Annotated in this window: 15 protein-coding genes; 2 read left to right on the forward strand and 13 right to left on the reverse strand. The window is 60.7% G+C overall.

Going from position 1 to position 21,500, the window contains the following annotated elements:
* Positions 1–62 precede the first annotated feature (62 nt).
* The 6 genes from PDMSB3_RS33205 to PDMSB3_RS33230 form a co-directional block, all read right to left on the reverse strand.
* Positions 63–2,225, reverse strand: coding sequence for a putative bifunctional diguanylate cyclase/phosphodiesterase (locus PDMSB3_RS33205; RefSeq protein WP_007178139.1), 2,163 nt, complete (start codon positions 2,223–2,225; stop codon positions 63–65).
* A gap of 72 nt (positions 2,226–2,297) precedes the next feature.
* Entirely contained in the window at positions 2,298–3,962 is a 1,665-nt protein-coding gene (locus PDMSB3_RS38340) for a methyl-accepting chemotaxis protein (protein ID WP_007178140.1), read from the reverse strand.
* A gap of 234 nt (positions 3,963–4,196) precedes the next feature.
* Positions 4,197–5,009 (reverse strand): response regulator, encoded by an 813-nt coding sequence (locus tag PDMSB3_RS33215; protein ID WP_165189161.1) that lies wholly within the window; start codon positions 5,007–5,009, stop codon positions 4,197–4,199.
* A 15-nt stretch (positions 5,010–5,024) separates the two neighbouring features.
* Entirely contained in the window at positions 5,025–6,245 is a 1,221-nt protein-coding gene (locus tag PDMSB3_RS33220; RefSeq protein ID WP_165189164.1) for an EAL domain-containing response regulator, read from the reverse strand.
* On the reverse strand, positions 6,238–9,867 hold the full coding sequence (locus PDMSB3_RS33225; RefSeq protein ID WP_165189167.1) for an amino acid permease: 3,630 nt from the start codon (positions 9,865–9,867) through the stop codon (positions 6,238–6,240). Before PDMSB3_RS33225 ends, PDMSB3_RS33220 begins: the two co-directional genes overlap by 8 nt.
* Complete coding sequence (locus tag PDMSB3_RS33230; RefSeq protein WP_232064381.1) at positions 9,864–11,627, reverse strand: hybrid sensor histidine kinase/response regulator; 1,764 nt, start codon at positions 11,625–11,627, stop codon at positions 9,864–9,866. Before PDMSB3_RS33230 ends, PDMSB3_RS33225 begins: the two co-directional genes overlap by 4 nt.
* Before the next feature lie 357 nt (positions 11,628–11,984).
* On the opposite strand from PDMSB3_RS33230, the gene PDMSB3_RS33235 reads away from it, so the two are divergent.
* On the forward strand, positions 11,985–12,530 hold the full coding sequence (locus PDMSB3_RS33235) for a hypothetical protein (protein WP_007178145.1): 546 nt from the start codon (positions 11,985–11,987) through the stop codon (positions 12,528–12,530).
* Between the two features lie 75 nt (positions 12,531–12,605).
* Here the strand turns inward: PDMSB3_RS33235 and PDMSB3_RS33240 are convergent, their stop codons facing one another.
* Positions 12,606–13,046 (reverse strand): SET domain-containing protein, encoded by a 441-nt coding sequence (locus PDMSB3_RS33240; RefSeq protein WP_007178146.1) that lies wholly within the window; start codon positions 13,044–13,046, stop codon positions 12,606–12,608.
* Positions 13,047–13,293: 247 nt separating this feature from the next.
* Here PDMSB3_RS33240 and PDMSB3_RS33245 point away from each other — a divergent pair, with 247 nt between their 5' ends.
* Complete coding sequence (locus PDMSB3_RS33245; RefSeq protein ID WP_007178147.1) at positions 13,294–14,004, forward strand: TetR/AcrR family transcriptional regulator; 711 nt, start codon at positions 13,294–13,296, stop codon at positions 14,002–14,004.
* Positions 14,005–14,136: 132 nt separating this feature from the next.
* Here PDMSB3_RS33245 and PDMSB3_RS33250 read toward each other — a convergent pair whose 3' ends face one another.
* From PDMSB3_RS33250 to PDMSB3_RS33275, 6 genes are all read right to left on the reverse strand, one after another.
* A complete protein-coding gene (locus PDMSB3_RS33250; protein WP_157187721.1) occupies positions 14,137–15,846 on the reverse strand; it encodes a M48 family metallopeptidase in 1,710 nt (569 codons plus the stop codon).
* A 2-nt stretch (positions 15,847–15,848) separates the two neighbouring features.
* Positions 15,849–16,229 carry a hypothetical protein gene (locus PDMSB3_RS33255; RefSeq protein ID WP_165189714.1) on the reverse strand — a complete coding sequence of 127 codons (381 nt, stop codon included), beginning with the start codon at positions 16,227–16,229 and terminating at the stop codon, positions 15,849–15,851.
* Between the two features lie 2 nt (positions 16,230–16,231).
* On the reverse strand, positions 16,232–17,881 hold the full coding sequence (locus PDMSB3_RS33260) for a CHASE2 domain-containing protein (protein ID WP_165189168.1): 1,650 nt from the start codon (positions 17,879–17,881) through the stop codon (positions 16,232–16,234).
* Positions 17,882–18,295: 414 nt separating this feature from the next.
* Entirely contained in the window at positions 18,296–19,399 is a 1,104-nt protein-coding gene (locus PDMSB3_RS33265; protein WP_007178151.1) for a nucleoside hydrolase, read from the reverse strand.
* A 122-nt stretch (positions 19,400–19,521) separates the two neighbouring features.
* Complete coding sequence (rbsK, locus tag PDMSB3_RS33270; RefSeq protein ID WP_035516776.1) at positions 19,522–20,460, reverse strand: ribokinase; 939 nt, start codon at positions 20,458–20,460, stop codon at positions 19,522–19,524.
* A gap of 37 nt (positions 20,461–20,497) precedes the next feature.
* Positions 20,498–21,499 carry an ABC transporter permease gene (locus tag PDMSB3_RS33275; protein WP_007178153.1) on the reverse strand — a complete coding sequence of 334 codons (1,002 nt, stop codon included), beginning with the start codon at positions 21,497–21,499 and terminating at the stop codon, positions 20,498–20,500.
* Position 21,500: the final 1 nt, after the last annotated feature.

Raw genomic sequence — 21,500 nt, forward strand, 5'->3', positions numbered from 1 at the left:
TTGGCGCTCTCGCGCTCCTCTTATGCACCAGACGCGGCACAACGCTACTACTGCGGCAGCAATCAGGCACTCACGGACATCTGAAGCTGTCCGGGCCGCAACAGGCCTGCGACCTCTTCCGCCCGAACAGCCTTGCCGAACAGAAAACCCTGGCCATACGCGCATCCGCGCTGGGTCAAAGCCTGTTGCAGTTCGGCGCTCTCGATTCCCTCGGCCAACGTGGTCAGCCCAAGTCCATCGGACAAACAAAGAATGGCGTCGACGATCTTCGCGCTTTCCGCATCGGAGAGCATCGACTGGATAAACGAACGGTCTATCTTGATCTTGTCGAAATGCAATTCCCTCAGGTGATGCAGGCTCGAATAACCCGTGCCGAAGTCGTCCAGCGAAACGCGTATTCCCCAGCGGCGGAAGTTATCGATGATCGATTTCGCCGTCGGTAAATCGCCGACCAGCGCCGATTCAGTGATTTCGATCTCCAGCCGCGACGGCTCGAAGCTCTCCTCGCTCAACACGGACAGCAATTGCGCGGGCAGCAAAGGGTCGGCCAGTTGATGCGGTGAAAGATTGAGCGCGAGCGTCATCCGCCCCGGCCATAGCCGTGCGTCCCGGCATGCCCGTCTGAGCATCGACAGCGTGAACGTTGTCGCAAGACCGAGCCGTTCAATGACGGGAATGAACGTGTCCGGCTCGACGCTGCCGCGCGCGGGATGCGTCCAGCGCGCAAGAATCTCGAAACCATACGTGCGATTCGTCCGCAGATCGACGAGCGGTTGGTAGTGCGGTTCGATCGCATGCTGCGCAACGGCATTACGCACGTCGAGTTCCAGCGCCGCGAGGCAGCGAAGATCCTCCTGCATGCTTTCCTCAAAGAACTGGAAATCGCCGCAACGGCGGGATTTGGCGCGGTACATCGCGGCATCGGCGGCCCGGAGAAGGGTTGCCGCATCGTGTCCGTCCCGGCCGCACAACGCGATACCTATACTGGAGCCGACTTCGACCTCGGAGTGTCCAATCTGAATCGGTGCCCGAATCATTTCGCCGATACGCGTGGCCAGTTGTGCTGCGTTGTCGAACGCCGGTGTACCTTCGACACGTGCGACAACGGCAAATTCGTCGCCGCCGAGGCGCGCCACCACATCCTCTTCGCGCACCAGAGCGCGCAGTCTGGCCGCTACCGTACAGAGCACGGTGTCGCCGCCTTCATGCCCATGCAGATCGTTGACTGCCTTGAATCGGTCAAGGTCGATCACATAGACAAAATGCGTTGCGCACTTCGCCGTGTCGGCGGCACACATCAGATTGTCGATGCGGCTCGACAGCATCCGGCGGTTGGCAAGGCCGGTTAGCGAATCGTGGCGTGCAAGCCGGTCGGCGACCTGTTCGGCAAGCTTGGTCGCCGTGTACGCTTCTTCGAGCGCCTGCGCGCTCTGTCGGAAGCGCTGGAAAGCCTGCGCGAGACTGCCGATTTCGTCGTCACGGTCGACGGAAGGAATCCGCGCGTCGGCCTCTCCCGCCGAAAGACGCGCAAGCGCACCGGCAATCCCTTCCAATGGCGCGAAGACGTTGGTCTCCAGCTTGCGGCGCATCCACATCGAGGCCGCTGCCATCAACAGCCCTGAAGCCACGATGACGACCAGCAGGCGATAGGAAGTACGGCTGATTGCCGATGTATCGAACCTCGCTGCCTTCGCATTGGCGTCGATCAGCGAGTCGACGGCCTCGTCGGCCGCCTTATACAACCGGTCGGTCGAGTCGGTGAACCGGTGGCTGAAAGCGACCAGCGATCCGCCAGCCCGCTCCCATTCCTGCTCCTCGTTCAGGTACTGCTCGACGGTCTCGAACACGGCCGAGGACTGCGTGAGCGTCCGCGACGAATCGAGGACGAGAAATTCCTCGTGCGCGTTGCGTATTGCTTGCCGATGCTGCGCCGCCAGTTGCAGGGCATGAGTTGTGGCGGCCGAGTCGTTCGCGAGAACGATATAGGCCTGAGCGAGGCGCAACTCCGTCAAGCGGTCGCTCACTTCGCCAAGAAGTCGCGTGTTGGCAATCCACTTGTCATCGATCTCATCTGCCTGACGTGAGATCCCGAGCAGTTGCAGGCAGAACCCGAAGAATAAAACGGCGAACAACGCGACCAGCAGTTTGCTGAAGACACTGAACCGCAGACGGGCCGACCGGTCCAGAAGGGTACGGCAGTGCCGCACCTGCTTGATGATGTTCATATCAGGAGCCCCGTCGTTGTTGCAAGGCTGCGGACGCGACATGCGGTCCGCGCGCTGGACCTCGGGCCGACATCAGAAGGCCTCCCAGCCGACGCTGCCCGGCGCGGCCTGCACACGCTTTCTGGCAGGGACAGTGATGCGGCGCGCGGCGGCAACCGCATCCGGAAGACGGGAGGCGCCACGCGCGGACGCGGAATCGGTGACGCGAAACTTCGAAACCAGCGACTGCAATACACCGGATTTTTGCGCCATCGATTGCGCTGCTGCGGCGGCCTCCTCCACGAGGGCTGCATTCTGCTGGGTCACTTCATCCATCTGCATGACGGCCTGGTTGACCTGTTCGATGCCGACTCTCTGCTCGCTCGATGCCGCGGCAATTTCGCCCATCAGGTCGGTGACGCGATTGACTGCGTGCACGACCTCGCTCATCGTCTTTCCCGCTTCGCCGGCAAGCTGCGTGCCCTGGGCTACCCGCTCGACCGACTGCATGATCAGGTTCTTGATCTCTTTTGCCGCCGTCGCACTGCGTTGTGCAAGCGCTCTCACTTCACCGGCGACCACGGCAAAGCCTTTGCCCTGATCACCGGCGCGCGCCGCCTCGACCGCCGCATTCAACGCGAGGATGTTGGTCTGGAAAGCAATGCCTTCGATCACGTTGATGATCTCCGCCACCTGATTCGAGCTGGACGAGATCCGCCCCATGTTTTCGACTACCTGACTGACGATCTCGCCACCACGTGACGCCGAGACAGAGGCGCTCTGCGCAACCGAGTTGCCCTGTTGCGCGTTCTCCGCATTCTGCTTCACCGTGGCGGTCAGTTCCTCCATGCTCGCCGCCGTCTGTTCGAGTGACGCGGCCTGTTCCTCGGTACGCTGGCTGAGGTTGGTGTTGCCTTCCGCGATTTCGGCCGCACCGCCAGCAATGCCTTCGCCGCAACTGCTGACCTCGTACACCATTGCGGCCAGATTCGCATTCATCGTCTGCAACGCCACGATCAGCGTAGCGGGCTCGTCACGGCCCACATCGGCGATCTCGCCAGTCAGGTCGCCCGCCGCGACGATCTGCGCAAACTTTGTCGATCTGACGATCGGCCCTGTAATCGACCTCGTGATCGCAACGGCCAACGCAAGGCCCAATGCGACTGCGCAGACGGTCAAGGTCACGGTCCAGATAATGGCCGAATGGTAGTGGCTCGATGCGCTCGATGCATCCTGCAGGCTGCCGTTGCGGTTAAGCTCGACATCTTTTGCAACGAGGATCATTGCGGCCTGAAAACTGGTCGCACCTTCGTTAGTAGCCAGTGAGCGAGCCCGGGCAATATCGCCCGAGATCACGGCCGTTCCCATTTGCGCATCGACTTTGAAGTATTGCGCCCATGCAGCGGAAAACGCGGCATACAGTTTTTGCTCGTCTGCCGACGATATGAGCTTTTCATACGCGAAGAAATTGCGCTTCAACGCCTCTACGGCGTCATCGTGCATTTTCTGCTCCGTTTTCAGATCCGCCTTGTCCTCTTCGAGAACCATGTCCAGAGAGAGACGGTGAATATCGTTTGCTGTGTTCTGCAAACTGCCGAGTGATTGCACGCTGGGCAGCCAGTTATCCGCAAGCTCTAACGTGCCGCCAAATACCTGGTGCATCTGATACAGCCCGAGCGCTCCCGTCGTCAGCAAAAGGAATAGGGTAAGACCGAAGCCAATGGCCAGCCTTGCACCAATCCGGAAATTTCGAAGCATTCTCACTGGCACCTCCAAGGTTCATCTAACCTGTTTAACGGAGAGTGCTGTGCTTACTGAAGGAAATGATTCGGTCAACCACCTGATTTTTGTTTTCTTGTGTACACGCTGCCGGGCTTACCCTTAGCGGAGAAAACTCGGAAGCGTGGCGGCCCCTACGCATGTTTGTCCGCACATCGCAATAAGGCCGCCTCAAGGGCGGCCTCGCCTGCCTGGAGATATGTCTGCGGCAGTTCAGTGCGCGAGGATTGCGTGCCTCGCCTGAACCAGGTTCATAACGGCCGTGCAGAGGCTGGCACTCCTGACGGGTTTCGTGAAGTATTGGGCCGGGTCAATGCCCGCACCGCACACACGGCTTTGCGACTGCGGATGCCCGCTCACGAAAATAGCCGGAATGTCCGACAATGCCGAATTGCTATGCATTGCCCTGCAAAAATCGACGCCGTCGAGCGAACCGCCCAATACGATGTCGAGCACGACCAGATGCGGAGGCGACTCGCGCAGCACAGCGAAAGCACTCTCTGCATCCGCCGCTGTTCGCACGGAACAGCCTTCGCGCTGCAACGCGGCCGACAGTACTTTTCTCGAAACCTCGTCATCGTCGAGAATCAGCACCTTGACGCCGGCGAGCTTGCCGACTCGCTTCGACGGAGTCTGCCTGATGCCGGCCGACCTGCTGGCGCCCGCCAAAGCCGTCACGACATCGGACTCCGGCACCAGCCCGAGCTGATCGATCCGGCTAATCGCGAAACCGGCCCGATTGCGAACGAAGCGATCCAATGCGTCGTTCGTCCCCATGAACAGGTCGAGACAGCTATCGGCGGTGAATCTCAGACCGGCTTCCCGCAACAAGGCGGCGAACTCTCGCACGAACGATTCCGGGCGCCTCGCAGCAAACTCCACGCTGAATATCCGGCCCTGTTGCGCGCCGCGAACGACCTCTTGCCAGCCGTCGAATCCCGCGTGCCTGCTTGCCTCGTTCACCCGCTCGACGGTGTCGTCTGTTACAGACCCGGCATGGGCCCGACTTGTCGCCAGTGTGTTCATCCTGATCTCCCGGGATCATATTTTCTTGAGTTCGTGGGGATCACGCGGTCTGGTTCCAGCCGCGTTCAGAACGTTGATGAGTTCTTCTTCCGCGACCGCCGGGGACCAGAGCCAACCTTGCCCCAAGCTGCAGCCCATTCTGGCCAGCCGGTGTCTCACTGCTTCTGTTTCGACACCCTCCGCTACGCATCTGAGCCCCATCTCGTTCGCCATAGCAACCACCGCACGCAGAATGCGCTCCGCGTCCTGATCCCTATCGGCGTTTGCCGTGAACAAACGGTCGAGCTTCAGTTCGTTAAAAGGCAGCCGGAACAGCGAAGCGAGCGATGAATGTCCCGTGCCAAAATCGTCGATGGACAATTGCACACCGAATATACGCAGACGCGTCAGCACATCGTTGATCTGGATCGAACATCCGAGTGCGCTCGTCTCGGTAATTTCCAGAATGAGCGATTCCGCGGGAACGTGAGTTTCGTGCAGTAGCGCGATGACCTGCGTCATCAGTTCCTGGTCGACAAGGGCCGGCGAAACATTGACCGCGACCGACACGTCCGGAAAGAAATGCCGCCACGCTGCGCAGGCACGCAGCGACTCGCGCAACATAAAGTGCGTGAACTTTCGGCTCAAGCCTTCCGCCTCGATAACCGGTATGAAGACATCGGGAGGCACGTTTCCGAATAGCGGCGAGCGCCAGCGCGCAAGGGCTTCTACTCCCGTTATCCCGCCACTTGCCAGACAGACCTTCGGCTGGAAATGCGGGCGGATATGGCCGCCTTCCAGCGCTGCGGCAACGTCAGCGCGCGTGACTCGCGGCACTTCTCTGGGTGTCGGCTTCCATGCGCAGGCCGGCATCGTGCACAAAAGGTCGGATAGCTGGCCGAGCGTCACGGGTTTGCCCAGCGAGCCGGCCACGTGCACACCATACGCATGCGCGAGCCGCACGGCCGCCGTGCGGGTCCGTTCGTCGCATCCGCTCGTCAGAATGAGCGAACGCGGCGCGGCTTTGCCCCGCATCGAGCGCAGTACGTCCAGACCGGCCTCGTTGCCCAACCGGAGGTCGAGGAGCACCGTATCGATAGCGAGCGTGCCAAGCCTCTCCCTCGCTTCGTTCAGGCTGGCTGCCGTGCAAACGTCGAAGCCGAGCTTCGTCGTCATGGATTGCAGCACTTTCGATTGCACGGGATCGTCTTCGATGATCAACACGGTTCCGTGCGTGACTACGCCGAGGTCACGCATTTTCGGCTCCCGTCTCGACCATCTCCAGCAGTTGGGGAAGCAGACGGGAAAAGGCACGCTCGACGCGTTGAGCCAATACGTCGAGCCCTTGCGGATCGGCGGACTGACACGCCGTTTCCACGTCTTTCAGCAGTCGCGAGAATCCGAGCGCGCCCACGTAGGCGCTGCTCGATTTCAGCGTATGGGCGATACGTGCGCCCTCGCCCCACCGTTGCGCAGCGAGCGCATGGAGCAGATCCGCCACCTGCCTTCCCGCCGACTCCTGAAACGTAGCAATGACGTCGGCGACAAGGCCAAGCGATCCGTCTTCGTCGATCTGCCTGAGTTCGTCGATCGATGCGCGCTCGATCGCTGAATCGTTGTCGGGCAGATCTGTATCCGCGACCGCGCTCGTAACAGCGGCCGTGTGCCAATTTGCGGGCGTACCCAGATACTTCCAGAGCGTGGACGAGAACTCGGCGAAATTGAAGGGCTTGGCGATGATGTGATCGATACCGACTGCCCGGCAACGCATGATATTCGCAGACGTCATATCCGCCGTCACGGCGATGATCGGAATGCGCGCTCTCGCGGAGTCGTTCTCGATCGTCCTGATCGCGGCAGACGCGGAAATGCCGTCCCTGCCGGGCATGTGGCAGTCCATCAGAACGAGGTCGAACGAATATGCACTGAACAGTTGCACCGCTTCGTCTCCATTGGCCGCGACCCGCGCCTGCAGGCCGAGCCGGCGCAACGCGGCGAGAGCGACCGTCTGGTTGGTCGGATTGTCCTCTGCGAGCAATATGGACGGCTCAGCATCCGCCGTCTGCGCATGACGGGTAGGCACGGCATGCGTGATCTGCTGCGCGTCGGCAGTCTTGTTCAACGCATGCGATTCAGGCAAGGCACCAGATCCGCTCGATACATCGCCATCGCCCGACAATGCGCCACGTTCTGTATGCGGCGCAATACACGCGTCCGCGTCGTGCGAAACAAGCGGAACAGGCACCGTGAGTGCGAATTCGGAGCCACGCCCCACTTCGCTCTTCAATGCCAGGTTTCCACCCAGACGCGTCGCCAGTTCGCGCGCGAGGAAAAGGCCGACGCCGGCTCCGTCGTGTTGGCGCGTGCTCGACTCGTCGGCTTGAGCGAAGGACGCGAAGATCCTGTCACGCGCGTCGGCGGCAATGCCAGGCCCGGTATCCTTGACTTCGATCACGAGGCGCGCACATTCCGCGCTTTCCATCCAGACGCTCACGCCGAGCGATACGGTACCTGCATTCGTAAACTTGACCGCATTGGAAAGAAGATTGCTGACGATCTGTCTGATCCGCCCGCCATCGGAACGGATCTGCGCGATCGGCCCGTCCGCCTTGCGATAGACAAAGCCCAGACCCTTCGCCTGCGCTTCGCGGCGATACTGATCGGCGAGCCTGTCCGTGAGGCTGGCGACGTCCAGCTCTTCCGTCTGCAGACAAAGCGCGTCCGCCTCGATCTGCGCGAGGTCCAGAATCTGCTCGATAACCGTCTTCAATGAAGCGCCAGAATCGCGAATCGTGGTGAGCAATGCGTGCTGTTCGCCATTCAAATGCAGATTCAACAACAGGTCCGCCGGGCCAAGCACGCCATTGAGCGGCGTGCGCAATTCATGACTCATGCGTGCCATGAACTGGTTCTTGGCAGCATTGGCGATCTCGGCGGTGGTTTTGGCGGCAAGCAGTTCGTTCGCGAGCTGATGCTGCTCGCTCACTTTCTGGCGCAGCGACCGGTTCGCCTGCGTCAAACGTTCACGCGCCGAACGCAAGCCATCACGAGCATCGCCGAGACAGAGCGCCGCGGATGCCACTTCGCCCTGAAGCGCATTGAAGCTGGCAGCCATTTCGCCGAGCTCGTCATTCGAACGCACGTGCACACGTCGAATGTCGATATGCGCCTGCGCCGCGTCGAGGTCTCCGCGCGCCAGCGCATGCATGGCATTGGAGAAGTCCCGCAACGTACCTGTCGCAAGTTTTCTGGCGGCCTTGCTAACCTCTTCTGCCGAATGAGCGATGACGCCTGGCAATACGATGCCGACCGTAATGGTCAGCATCGCCACCATCACGAAGATATCTTCGAGCGCGGTTTTCAGCACGTCCTGCCGCGCGGGTAACTGCGAGACGGCCAGAATGTAGCCGGCGCCGTCGAGCGCCAGCACGAGCAGCATCGCCCCCGTCAGCCGCAGATGCAGCGTAGGCGCAAAACCCGGCAGACCCGCTCGCCGGCGGTCCTCCCACTTCCGCCACGCGTAGAGCGCGGCGCCGGAGTAGGCCATCGCGAGCCCGAAGACCACCGTCGGCAAGCCGAACTGTTCAAAACCAAGGATCGTTGCGGCGCCCCACACTGCGGCGCTCACGAGGCCGAGGCCGATCGTGAATCGCGGAGCGCGATACGACCGCGCGGCGTCGGGTGCATTCCGACGAAGCAACCACACTGCGACGCTCGGCGCGGCAATACCGATCAGATAGTTGAAGTTGGCCGCAGCCACAAGCCAGATCGGGTCGCCGATCAGCAGGAATACCAGCGCGAGCGCTGCCGTGAGCAGCGTGGCGACAACCGGCACATCGCGTCGCGACCGATACCCGAGGACGCGCGGCGCGAGCCCGTCATCCGCCAGTTGCGACAGCGTGCGCGCTGCGCCGGCCAGCGGTTGCACGGTTCCATGGAACATGTTGAACATCATGAACCAGATCGCGGCGGACTTGGCCAGCGCACCGAATACCGGCGCAAAGGTCGGCCCAAGAACCTGGCCGAGATCCTGTCCCAATGGCTCAGGGCCGAGCGTGCCCAGCCAGATGACGGGCAGGACGACGAAGTACACCATCGCCATCAGCGCGCTTGCCTTCATCGCCCGCGGCACGTTCTTCTCGGGATTCTTCGTCTCGCCGACGTGACAGGCAGCCGCTTCGAACGCCGGCGCCGCGAAACCGATCAGGTAAAGCCCCGCCATCAGCGAAGTCAATCCGCCGAACCAGCCGGGGAATGGCGTATTCAGATGGAAATCGACAGCGTGTTGCCAGTTGACCTTGCCGGACCAGACAGGCGCGAGCGCCGAGACAAAAGCGAGAAGCGCGGAACAGGACGCGATCGGCACGGCCAGACGCGTGACCCAGCGGATGCCCATCAGGTTGACGGCGGTAAATGCACAGACCAGCAGGCAGGCCATCAAGGGTACCGGCACGTGCGGCAGGAACCACTGGTTGAGCGCCGTCGCGGACAGGATAGCCGTCAGGCCGCAGGTCGGCACCCAGCCCCACCAGTAGCAGACACCTGTGAGCGTCGACAGTATCGGGCCATACGGACGAAACGCTTCCGTACACGCCGCGGCAATGCCGCCCACGCGATGCGGCGACATCATGACGAGTTCGATCCATCCCGGCAAAGCCGCATAGCTCAGCAGCAGGCCCACGATCAGCAGTGGCACCGCCGCGCTTCCTTGCCCCGGGATATCGCCTTGCCCGACAAACAATGCCGCAAGCAGAAACAGGCTCTGGTTGCTGCCGCCCATTGCGAGCGCTGTCGTGCCGATCCATCCGATACACCGTTCGAACGGCGCTGGCGCGCTTGCGTCGGCGCTCCTGCGCCGGCCGCGTACCGACATGTTCATGGCGACACCTCCGCGACGTCGCCGGATGCGAGCGACCGCCGACGTAACAACACCTTCGCAATCGCATCGTCGAGCGTCTGCATGGAGACTGGCTTGACGAGGTAATCGTCGAACAGGGCCAGACGGCAATCGTTTTCGGGAGGCGGGCTTCCGGAGAGCGCAATCAGCGGCACCGCGACACCGAACTCCGTCTGTTCATGCAGTTCCCGCGCAAGCGCAAGGCCGTTCAGATCCGGCATGTTGATATCCAGTACGGCGACATCGAACGGCCGCGTACGGAGCAACTCGAGTGCGCCGCGGCCCGTGGATACACCTTCGACCTGATAACCCAAACGCCCGATCAGCGCCTGAGTCACACGACGGCTGACGCCGTCGTCGTCGGCGATCAGCACCAGTTGATCGCCACGCGCCACGTTGTCGAGATCGAGTACCGGGCGAACGCAGGCGGGCGCCTCGGCGATATCGAACGGGATCACGCACGTGAACACCGCGCCGCCACCCGGCCTCGCACTCGCCGTGATGGTGCCGGCCATCGCGTACACGAGCTTCCGGCAGATCGACAATCCGAGGCCGGTGCCGCCGTACTGCGACTTCACGCTAGCTTCCTGGGAGAAGTCGCTAAACAGTGCTTCCGCGATCTGATCGCGCATTCCCATACCTGTATCGGTCACGACGATCGTCACGCTGGCCCGCTGACTGCCGAACTGCTCCGCTCGCACGCGGACGTTCACTTCACCGTGTGCGGTGAATTTCACCGCATTGCCGAGCAGGTTGAGAACGATCTGGGAGACCCGCGTGCGATCTCCCATCAGATAGGCGGGCACCTGGGAGTCGATATCCAGTGTGATCCGCAGTCCTTTCGAGGCCGCCTGCAGCCGCACACTGGACAATGCGCAGCGCAGTTCCCGGCGCACGTCGAACGGTATGCGTGCAAAGGTAAAGCCACTGGCTTCGAGCTTCGCAAGATCGAGCACTTCATTGATCATGCGCACGAGATGGTCGGTGGAATCGCGCAACGCTTCGACGCCGATTTCCGCAGGAACATGCCCGCCGCTCTGGGAAATCAGACTGACCATGCCCGCAATCGAATTCAACGGAGCACGCAGTTCGTGCGTGACCATTGCAAGGAAATCCGCGCGCGCCTTCTGCGATGCTATCGCTTCGGCTTCCGCTGCTTTCTGTTTCCGCAACTCTCTTTCCAGCGCGATGGTGCGCAGCCGGAGGTGCAATTCATCCACCACCATTGCAGCAAAGTCCGTCAATGCATCCACCAGCGACTGATCGAAGACGCGCGGGCGAACATCCATGATGCATAACGTCCCGACATGCTGCCCGTCTTCCACCTCCAACGGAACGCCGGCATAAAAGCGGATCCACGGCGGCCCGGTAACGAATGGATGCTCTGCAAAACGGGGCGACAGCCGGGCGTCCGGCACGATCAACACACCGTTTCTTTCGAGCGTGGCCTCACAGAAAGATCCCGTGCGCGGCGCCTCGTCGATGTCGAGCCCTAAACGCGCTTTAAACCATTGTTCTTCTTGCCCCGCGAACGAGATCACACACATGGGCACTTCGAAAAATTCGCTCGCACGACGAACAATTCGATCGTAGGCAGGCTCCGGTGTCGTATTGAGAATGTGAAGCGATTCGAGCGTGTCGAGTCGGCGTTGCTCACGCTCGTAAAACGCTGCGCCGCTGCTGACCTGAAGTCGCCGCAAAGGCTTTTCGCCGGAGTCGTTGGCCGCGATGTCGTTAGTCAATTTAGCGCCACAGAAAGTGAAGGACATGTCTGGTCTATCGACTCGCCACGAACATACTGAAGCAGCAAAATCAAATAACCCGACTCTGCTTCAATTCAATACTCCGATGGAAGATTCTTCCGGCATGCATCTTTCAATCACGCCATTTCGACTACGCTGCATGGGCGCCTTCGCAGTAAGCGCCTAAAACGAACCGCACGGTTGAGCGGACGTGAGCCCGTTGCAGTTGAAATCGTCTCGCGATTTATGCGGTCTTTTGTGTGCCCACGCAACGATCAGCCTGCTTAGCATATGAGGCGACCAGCAGCCTCTCTGCGGTAAGCGAACGAACTGCCGTTATCTTGCATAAGCATGGTCATGGCGACCGGCACCATCGCGGAGGGTGGATACATCATGCATCATGAATCGCACTGGATTCCGGAAAGGAAACGCGAGCTGAACGAACTGCGCAGCGCTTTAATCGCGGATCTCTCGTTACTCGACGAACAGGCCGACGCGCTGCAACACTTGCATGGCCTCGTGAAATCACTGTCGTCGCAAACAGAATCGGCACATGCGGAAACCGGCGATCTGCTGAACGACGTGTCGTCTATTCTCGAGTCGAGTTGGCCGCTTCACATTCCGCAACTGATCTTCGCGACCAGCGAGCTTGTCGAGTTACTGACACATGCCAGGGATTGCCTGGCTCTTCTTTCGAAGGACATCCGCAAGGCTGTCACAGTGACGCTCGGTACACGCGCTGAAATTAATAGATGCGACCGGCAAACGCGTTCGCTGCTATCGCACATACAGACACACCGCGAGGCATGCCAACGGGCCATGTGCAACGCGGAAATCGAAATGGCCACGCTGCGCTCGGCAATTTCCCGTATTGCCGCCCTGTATTCGCTCGAACCGCAATGAGCCGGCTGCTGTGCAACTGAGTCCAGTATGCGCCGCACGCTGGGCGATACGATCAAGAATTTCGCGCGCATCGGCTCACGCCGCGTCCGCCAGCATCGACTGACGACAGCCCGCCGCGGCGCACCTGCACACATACTGGGCTCGAATCTCTTCATCCGACGGGTCGTCAATGGCCAGCAAATATTCAATGAACAGTTCTTCTCCTGCGTCGACCGGCCGGAGTGTGTGAATGAAAATGCGATCGCCGTCTTCAACGGTTTCACAGTTGGGCGCGCATGCGTGGTTGAGCCAACGTGCGCTGTTGCCGCCCCGGCTGCCATCAATGACGCGTCCGTCCGAAAGACCGAAAAGGAACGTATGCCCCTCGACACCCTCACGCCGGTGCCGGCGAACGGCATCGCGCCACGCCGTGATTTCGCCCTTGTACTCGAGCACACGCTCTCCCGCAGCGAGCCGACGTATTGCGAACACGCCTTTGCCATGAACTGAAGACCGCCGAACGATTACGCGCCGCATATTGACTCCCTGACCGATATCAGCACAAGTATAGAAGCGGCAAATTTCTGCATCCATTGCGACGTGTCGCGCGGCTCAGTCTCAGGTGACAGTTTTTCCCGCGACTATCCAGGTTACCCGCCGCCCTCGCAATGGGTGCGGCCTGCATGAATGTCCTTCACGTCCCCATTGGAAAAACTTTGACTTCGCCGGGCAGCTCGGCCAAGATATCTTTTCACTGTAAAAATATGGATTGCGATCCGCCGTCATGAAAGAAGCACCGCTACACCGAAAAATGTCCGCGCCGCAAAAAGCCACCACCCAAGCCGACCGCACGGCACGCGACAAGCCCTATCATCACGGCGGCCTGCCCCATGCGCTACTTGAAGCCGCGGAACTGGTGCTACGACGCGACGGCATTCGCGGTCTGACGCTGCGCGCTATTGCGCGCGAGGCTGGCGTGTCGCATACCGCGCCGCAGCACCATTTCGGCGACACCGCCGGCGTTCTGAGCGAACTAGCCGCGAGCGGGCATCGGCGGCTGGCGGCCGCCATGACGGAGAGAGCCGAAGGCACCGAACCGGGTCAGGCGCGGCGCAAAGCCATCGCCCGTGGCTATGTGAGCTTCGCGGTCGCCAACCCGGACTTGTTTTACCTCATGTCGCGCAATGAAATGCTCGACCACGCGCGCCCGGCCCTCGTGCAGGCGCGGCAAGTATCAGCGCGCGCCCTGGCCGGCGTGTTCGAGCTGCCGTCCGAACCTGCAGGGCGCGACGACTCCGCGTTCGGCCAGATCACCGCCGCCCAGGCCATTGCCATGACCGCGGGCTGGGCCTACGTTCATGGGCTTGCGCTGCTGTTGATCGACGGACGCCTGAATGGCCTCGCCGCATCAGCCGAAGGCATACAAAGCGCGGAAGAGCTCGTGGATGCCGCGATCGAGCATGTCGAGATCATTTCGGCCACGTCCCCGCGGTAGCGGTAGCGATATAAACCCGACCGACGGCGCACACAGCGGCAAGGCAACGACGCACCCTGAATCCGACTCGCTAACGCCGTCGGCCCCGTGGCGTGCCTGTCCGCCTGAAAGACGATCGATGCGCTCCGACATTCACTTCGGCAACAGCCCCTTCGCCTGATCGAACATTTTGTCGACCGCCTTGCTGAACCCGCCTGCCTGATCGTCGCTCTTCTTTTGCGCGGGCGTCTGCGAAGCGGCGACGCACGCAGCGCGCATTTCAGGATGTTCCGCCGTGCACGAGAGAGCCAGTTGCTTCGCGCGGTTGACATCGCCATGCTCGCGATACCAGGAAATGACACCAGGCCAGGTCACCGATGTCCTTCCGAAGTACTCGAATTGCTGCAGCAAAAACGCTTCACCTTGCTTCGGGTCTTTCTGTCCTATGCGGTTGGAAAGATTGGTCTGCACCGCCCATGAGCGGTCGCGCGAACTCAGATTGCGCCGCAGCACCTGCGTCTGCGTATCGGGCGGCGCCAAACGCGATAGCGTCATCAGGTTGGACAGCAGAAACACGGGATAGGCATGGTCCGCTGTCGGACCCGATGCGACCGTGGACGCCACTTGCAATGCCTGCGGGTAATTACCTGCCGCTTGCAGATCCTGCAAGTCGGATATGGCCCTGTAGTGCGCCAGAATAAGTGCAGTGGAGCCGCGCTTTCGGGCGGCGTTCCACGGCTCGATTCGCGGATCGGGACGCTTGTCTCCGAGCATGGGGCGCACGAGCTCGGTCAGGTTATCTTCGCGGGCGGCTGGATCGCCGTGGTCATCGTGCAAGGTTTCGAGTTGTGCCGAGATCTGATCGTCGATCACCGCGCGCGCGTCGAAGAGATTCTCCGCGACGCTCGCCTGCGCACCCGCACGCACGGACGTGTACTGTGCGACGGCGTCGCGCAGCTCGCCGATACTGGTGAGCTGGTTCACCGTTTGCGCCGCGCCGCCGCCGACCGCCGGCGCGACCGGCTGGGCGCGCGCCTGCGCCGCGGCCTGTTGACCGGCCTTCTCCCGTCCCGCCTGAAGCTGCTTCTCACGAAGCTTCTGACGCCGAGTTTTGGCGTCCTGATCGTATGCAATGACGCGTTCGAAGAAGGCTTTGAAACCGTCGACGTAGGAGTAGCCGCAACGAAGGCTGATCGTCGCGCCGAACCGGTCGGCCTGTTCCTCGACGCTGCGCTGCCAGGCGGGAAACAGCACCCGTGTGCCGAGCGTCTGCACCACTGCGATATTGTCCACGCCAGTCCACGTGTTGGACGTTGGCGACTTGTTCGTCACCGTCCAGGCGAGCGACACGACGGCAAGCGACGTATCGCCCGCCGTGCGCGCGTCGAAAATCGCGTGATGGTTGAGGTAGATATGACCGAACTCGTGGGAGAGGATCGCAAATATCTCGTCTTCCGATTCAGCCGACTGCAACCAGCCGACCGAGACAAAGATATTGCCGCCCGGACTCGAATTCGCGTTGAGTCCGTTCTCGGAGATGATATGCACGGAGCCCGGATAGTTCGGTGTGCCGGCGGTTTTCTTGATCGTCGCGAGCAGGCCGTTCAGATAGGCCTCCATCTCGGGCATCGGCACGAGACCCCAGCCGTCGGCGCGCGCGTTCATCAAATCGAGCCTGATGTCGGGCCAGTCGCGAGCAGGCGGCGGTGGAATAGAACCGACTGTGTCGAGCGTCGGGGCGCCTTTCGGTGAACCGCCACCGATGTTCAGGTTCGACAGGCTACCCGGCAGTTTGACGTCCGCGCATGCGCCGAGGAGAAGGCCTGCGCATGCGCTGCAGAAGTATCGGCGTCCGGTATGCATGATCATTGGCACCGGTTGGCGGCAGCGCCGAGCGTGCCGGCTGCCTGAATACCGGCGGACTGGCTGCAGCGCGCCTGCGCGCTGCGAACAACCTTCACCTCCAGGCCGTCCGCCCAATACGGCTTGCCGTCCACCTTCACCGGATAGAAGTCGTGTTGGGAAGCCCCCTGTACGAGAAGCGGCAAAGTCGGAGCGTCGATCACACGGCTTTTTTTATCCGGTGCGCTATAAAGCTTGACTGTTTCGCCTGGTTTCTTCGCATCGACATAGGTCGGGGTTTGAGCGGAGGCCGTACCGCCCGCCGTTGCAGTGAACGCTACGGCCACCGCTGCTGTCAGGAAAGCGTGTTTGAGCCGCTGCCGGGTATCTCGAACCTGCTGCATGATCAATCCTCCTTGCTATCGGTGAGCCAATTAAACAGGTGTTCGCTCCACTCGAGCCATTCGACTGCGATAGTGCAGGCGAGGACATGTGCAACCAGAAGGAACGGCATATGCAAGTGCGTACCGAACACGATCATCCCCACGCCAAATGCCACGAGTACAAATCCGCTCATAAGGAACAACGCGATATTGAAAATGGCTGTGAGTGCCTTTGCACACCACCAGTGCAAGGAAAAGCGCCTTTTCCAATGCCGGCGCTCGTGATAAAAGCGCGCAAATTCCTGCCGAACCCATTTCTTGGCGCCTGCAATGAGGAAAATCGCAGCAAAGCCGATCACACTCAAGAACAAAAGCTTGCCCCACCTGACAGCGGGCATGTCGAAATGAGGCTCCCACGCCTCGATGTCATTCAGCCCACCGCGATGACTAAAAAGGTTGTCGAGTGCGGCGGCATGCAGAAACACACCCGGAATGCGGTCGTTCAGCGGCGAGAGGACAAAGTCGTTGGAATAATCAAACGACGTGCCGATCATCACGATTCGATCCTGAAACGCAGCGACCCGTTCGCCACCGGACATCTCTTCGATTTGACTTGCGTGGATAGTGCGATAGTGCACACAGAGCGGCCGGCTGGTCGGACGTAAAAATGCGCGCCACTCGGCGCGCCACAGAAGACTGACCTTGCTATCGCTCGAAGTGCAATACATCTGCTCATCGTGATCGCCCGTGTCCACTCGTAGCAAAAACGCACGGCGCGCCTCGCTCTCTTCGTCGTCGGAATCGAGCCATCGCAAACCGTCCTCAGCCGTATCGAGCGGCCAGGTAACCGACATGAATCGAGGCTCATCGCACCGCGCCTCAAGTTCGCCCCTGCCGTACGCATCTTCGTAAATCGCGAACGCTGCACTCAGTGGGCAATTGCCTTGCGACGGGTTGCGCCACTTCACATCCTTGTTCGTAATCCGGTCGACACCCGCTATTTGCTCGCCGTTGTGTTCTTCCTTTGCATAGACGAGCGGATAAGTCCACGCGAGCCGGTCCACCGCATGGGCAGAAAACTCAATGCCCACGCGCTTCACGGCCTTCAGTTCCTGATCCTCGTCAAGGTCGTCGTTGGTGGCAAGCCTGTTGTCTTCCGTCCTGCGGGCAGCCAGATATACGCTTGTTTTCTTTGATATCAGATCTGCGAGCGACCGCTTGAAGTCGTCGAAACCCGGGCCTTTAGGCTGCGAAAGAATCACGTCGACAAATACGCGCGCCGGTGGATGCTCGCTCAGGACGCCAAGGAGCCAGGCGTAAAACGGGTAATGTGCAGGCCAGCCTTCCTTAAGAGCTTCGCGATCGATTACGAGCACGGTGATGTCCTTGTCATTCCACACCGTGCGCGGATGCTCGCTCGCCTTCTTGCTTTCACGCCCGATTTCGAGGTCGCGTTCGTGCTCGCTGCCAACGTCGAACCAGTAGCCAGAGAATGGCGCCGCGTAGCGCGCCATTGTTTGCGCGCCCATTTCTTCGGTAAAGCGAGTTGGCACCACGAGAGCAAACAGAAGGCCCAACAGCACGGATAAAGCTGCGCGCCCGAGCAAAAGCCTCCAGCCGAATTCCTCGCGCTTTTCGTTTCCCCGTTCTTGTTTTCCATTCTGCGTCGCCATTTCCCAGCCTGGAATGTCAGTGGAACGAAACGACAGAAAGCAGTCTAGAAAATCCTCAATGTTTACGTTAGTTTAATTTTCATCGGGTAAACACGAAGCGAAGCAATTACCTGTTAATTCAGCGCGAAGATTAAGTATGAATAAAGACAATCGCGACTTTCATCTTCCACATTTTCATCTGGATCACTAAGATTCTGCCACCTATCGCCGTCCACCCTGGCAAAGCCCGCGCTGGGCATATCAGCCGATAGCTAGCAATTCGCCGCCATTGTCACTCGAACGCGATCCCGTAGTTCGAATCGCGGACAGGTGGCGGATAACGACTATTCAGTTGCGGCTGGTTCTGCACCATTAGCGATCGCATTTAAGGAATCGAGGTGACGCATCACACTCACCGCCAGCAACGGCACTACATCACGGCAACATAATCGGCACAGGCCGCGTCAGCAGATCGACATAGAGGCTAAAAAACCTGCCGTTATCGAACTGCGTAACATAAGCGATCTTCTGCGGCGAAGCTCCCGCCGCCCGCTGATCGGGATACACCGTCACATGCCCCTGATCTTCGCCGCTCGTAGTGTCGATATCCAGGTACGCACTTTTAGTCTGCGTAGCGTATGTAGGATCAAGAAAGTACGCGATCGTCAACGTGTCGAACAAATCCGTATTGCTCGCGAATGCGCCCGCATTGGCAATCCCGTACGCCTTCGTCACCGCCGTCTGCTTACCGGGGTTATTGACGATCTGGTCATATACGCTTTGAGTCAGCGGCACTGTATCCGTCACGTCGAGCGGAATCACGGCCTGGGGAATCGACGTCTGCAACACCGTGCGCACCGCAAGCGGATCAAACCACCAGTTAAGTTCCCCGACGGCATTCGCATTGCCCGGCACGGCCATCGCGCCGCCCATGTAGACGATCCGCTTGATCAGCGGCACAATCTCCGGCGCCTTCATGATCGCCGTGGCGAGGTTGGTGGGCGGCCCCACTTCGAGAATGGTGACCTGGTTCGGATAACGCTTGATGGTCTGGATCATGAAATCCGCAGCGATCTGCGTCTGCAGTTTCGTCGACACGGCGAAACCATCCGGCGGCGCCACGAGTTGGGACTGCTGCGTTGGCTCGGGCCTGCTCCACGCACCAAAATAGCCTTGCGGATTAGCGGCCTGCTGCGCACGAATGCTCGCCACATCGTATTGCAACGGATAATCCGCGCCGCCGTACACGCCTACCACGTTCTGCACGCCCATGCGCTCCACCGCCTTGAGCGCATCCGATTCTTCCTGAAGCAGCCAGTCGTTGCCGGTAACGACCGTGAGCCCGAGCAGATTGACCTTGCCTTGCCCCATCAACTGGGTGGTCATGGCGAAAAGCTGGCCGTCGTCGCCCATCGTATTGAAGTCTGAATCAATGATGACCTTCGGCGCATTGGCGAGAGGATCGGTGGTCGATATGCCGCCTCCGCACGAAGCCAGCCCCAATGATACAATCAGTATGCCTACACGTTGTGATTTCATGTTTCGTCCATTCGAGAGCGTGATTGACAAAGGAACACCATCGCGAGATGGTGCCGATAAATCAACGTCGAGCCACCGGAAGTGGCAATACGGACCGCCTCATGTCACAACGGGCATCCGCATCAGGTGGCGTTGTCGACTTCCGCGCGAGTCGGTATCGAAGGCTGCGCGCCGGCGCGCGTCACGGAAATCGCCGCCGCGCGTTGCGCGAGATTGATCGCGCCTTCCAGCGGCTGCCGTGAGGCGAGTTGCGCGGCAAAGACACCGATAAAAGTGTCGCCGGCTGCCGTGGTGTCGACGGCTTGCACTTGCGGCGCGGGAAAATGTCTGCCCTCGCCGCCCTCCACCAGAAGATAAGCCCCTTGCGCACCAAGTGTGACGATCACATTGCGCGCGCCGCCTTGTTGCAACTCCGTCGCCGCGCGCCGAGCACCGCTTTGCGATTCGACCGGCAGGCCGGCCAGAATGGCGGCCTCGACTTCATTCGGCACGAGGTAGTCGACAAGCGGCAGCCACTCCGCGGGCAGCGGCCCGGTTGCCGGCGCCGGGTTCAGCACGGTGGTCTTGCCCAGCCGACGGGCGAGCGCGAGCGTCGCGTGAACGGAATCCCATGGTGTTTCGAGTTGACATACCACGACGTCGCACGCCTTGATGGCCGCCTCATGGCGAGCCACGCTCTGCGGCGTGAGTTCGCCGTTGCTACCCGCGACCACGACGATCGTATTCTGTCCGTCGTCAGAGACCGTCACCATAGCGACGCCGGTCGGTTGGGTGGGATGGACCTCGACCCCGCTGCAGTCGATACCTTCCACTTCCAGATCCTTGACCCGCTGCGCGCCATTCGCGTCGCTCCCGACGCAGCCGATCATGGCCACCTGCGCACCGATGCGCGCGGCCGCGACAGCCTGGTTCGCGCCCTTGCCCCCTGCAACCTGCGAGAACTCATGTCCGCCAATCGTTTCGCCAGGGCGCGGCAGATGCGGCGCGCGGGCCACAAGATCCGTATTGATGCTACCCACTACCAGAACCCGGCCCTGCTTCGTTTCTTTCGACACTTTCATTTTCTCCTGTCACCACCCCTTCACACCACCAATCCAATTATCCGGTGCGACGCCGGCTTCGATAAGTATCCAACACGACGGCCACGACAATGACGGCTCCCGTGATAATGCGCTTGGTCGGCTCCGTCGCGCCGATCTGCGCGAGCCCTGCGGCGAGCACCGAAATGATCAACACGCCAAAAAAAGTGCTCGTCACCGAACCGCGCCCGCCCATCAAACTCGTTCCGCCGATCACCACCGCCGCGATCACCTGCAATTCGATACCCTGTCCGGCATTCGGGTCCGCGGCTTCGAGCCGGGAAATCTGGAACAGCGAAGCAAGGCCGGCCAGCAGACCCATCATCGCGAATACCGCGATCTTGTAGAGCCGCGGATTGACGCCTGCAAGGCGTACCGCTTCCTCATTCGTGCCAATGCCGACCAGATAGCGGCCGAAAACCGTGCGCGTCAGCACGAACTGCGCGGCGACCATCACCACAATGGCGATGATGAACGCCGGCGAGATGCCGAACGCAACGGGATTGGAGAGAAAATCAAACGCGTCGCCGATATAAGCCGTGCGCGAGTTGGTCAGTTGATACGCGAGACCACGCGCCGCCTCCAGCACGCCGAGCGACACGATGAACGACGGAATCCGCCAGGCCACGGTGATCGCACCGGTCACGCAACCGGTCAAGGTCGCGCCCGCCATGCCGAGCAAGGCCGCGGGCAACGCCGGCCAATGCCACTGCAAGGCCGCGACGCTCGTCAGCGCGGCGCCAAGCGCCAGCACCGAGCCGACCGACAGATCGATGCCGGCAATGATCAGCACGAAGGTCATGCCGATCGACATCACGACGAGATCGGGAATCTGGTTCGCGATCGTGCTGAACGTGTCGTAGGTCAGGAAGTGCGAACTCAGCAGCGAGAACAGCACGATCATTCCAAGAAGCGCACCGAGCAGTCCGAGGTAATTCGACAATCCGAGACGCGTGCCGAGCGGCTTCGCGTTTTTCGGTGGCTCGTTCTGCAGCGTAGGCAGGCTGGTTTCTACGGTCATG

It is taken from the genome of Paraburkholderia dioscoreae, from assembly GCF_902459535.1.
Taxonomy (GTDB): domain Bacteria; phylum Pseudomonadota; class Gammaproteobacteria; order Burkholderiales; family Burkholderiaceae; genus Paraburkholderia; species Paraburkholderia dioscoreae.

Bases quoted from the DNA above. Each gene is read 5' to 3' on its own strand.
- PDMSB3_RS33235 (WP_007178145.1), top strand. From the start codon at position 11,985: ATGGCGACCGGCACCATCGCGGAGGGTGGATACATCATGCATCATGAA.
- PDMSB3_RS33205 (WP_007178139.1), bottom strand. From the start codon at position 2,225: ATGAACATCATCAAGCAGGTGCGGCACTGCCGTACCCTTCTGGACCGG.
- PDMSB3_RS33265 (WP_007178151.1), bottom strand. From the start codon at position 19,399: ATGAAATCACAACGTGTAGGCATACTGATTGTATCATTGGGGCTGGCT.
- PDMSB3_RS33250 (WP_157187721.1), bottom strand. From the start codon at position 15,846: ATGCATACCGGACGCCGATACTTCTGCAGCGCATGCGCAGGCCTTCTC.
- rbsK (WP_035516776.1), bottom strand. From the start codon at position 20,460: ATGAAAGTGTCGAAAGAAACGAAGCAGGGCCGGGTTCTGGTAGTGGGT.
- PDMSB3_RS33225 (WP_165189167.1), bottom strand. From the start codon at position 9,867: ATGAACATGTCGGTACGCGGCCGGCGCAGGAGCGCCGACGCAAGCGCG.
- PDMSB3_RS33275 (WP_007178153.1), bottom strand. From the start codon at position 21,499: ATGACCGTAGAAACCAGCCTGCCTACGCTGCAGAACGAGCCACCGAAA.
- PDMSB3_RS33260 (WP_165189168.1), bottom strand. From the start codon at position 17,881: ATGGCGACGCAGAATGGAAAACAAGAACGGGGAAACGAAAAGCGCGAG.
- PDMSB3_RS33240 (WP_007178146.1), bottom strand. From the start codon at position 13,046: ATGCGGCGCGTAATCGTTCGGCGGTCTTCAGTTCATGGCAAAGGCGTG.
- PDMSB3_RS33215 (WP_165189161.1), bottom strand. From the start codon at position 5,009: ATGAACACACTGGCGACAAGTCGGGCCCATGCCGGGTCTGTAACAGAC.
- PDMSB3_RS33255 (WP_165189714.1), bottom strand. From the start codon at position 16,229: ATGCAGCAGGTTCGAGATACCCGGCAGCGGCTCAAACACGCTTTCCTG.
- PDMSB3_RS33245 (WP_007178147.1), top strand. From the start codon at position 13,294: ATGAAAGAAGCACCGCTACACCGAAAAATGTCCGCGCCGCAAAAAGCC.
- PDMSB3_RS33220 (WP_165189164.1), bottom strand. From the start codon at position 6,245: ATGCGTGACCTCGGCGTAGTCACGCACGGAACCGTGTTGATCATCGAA.
- PDMSB3_RS38340 (WP_007178140.1), bottom strand. From the start codon at position 3,962: ATGCTTCGAAATTTCCGGATTGGTGCAAGGCTGGCCATTGGCTTCGGT.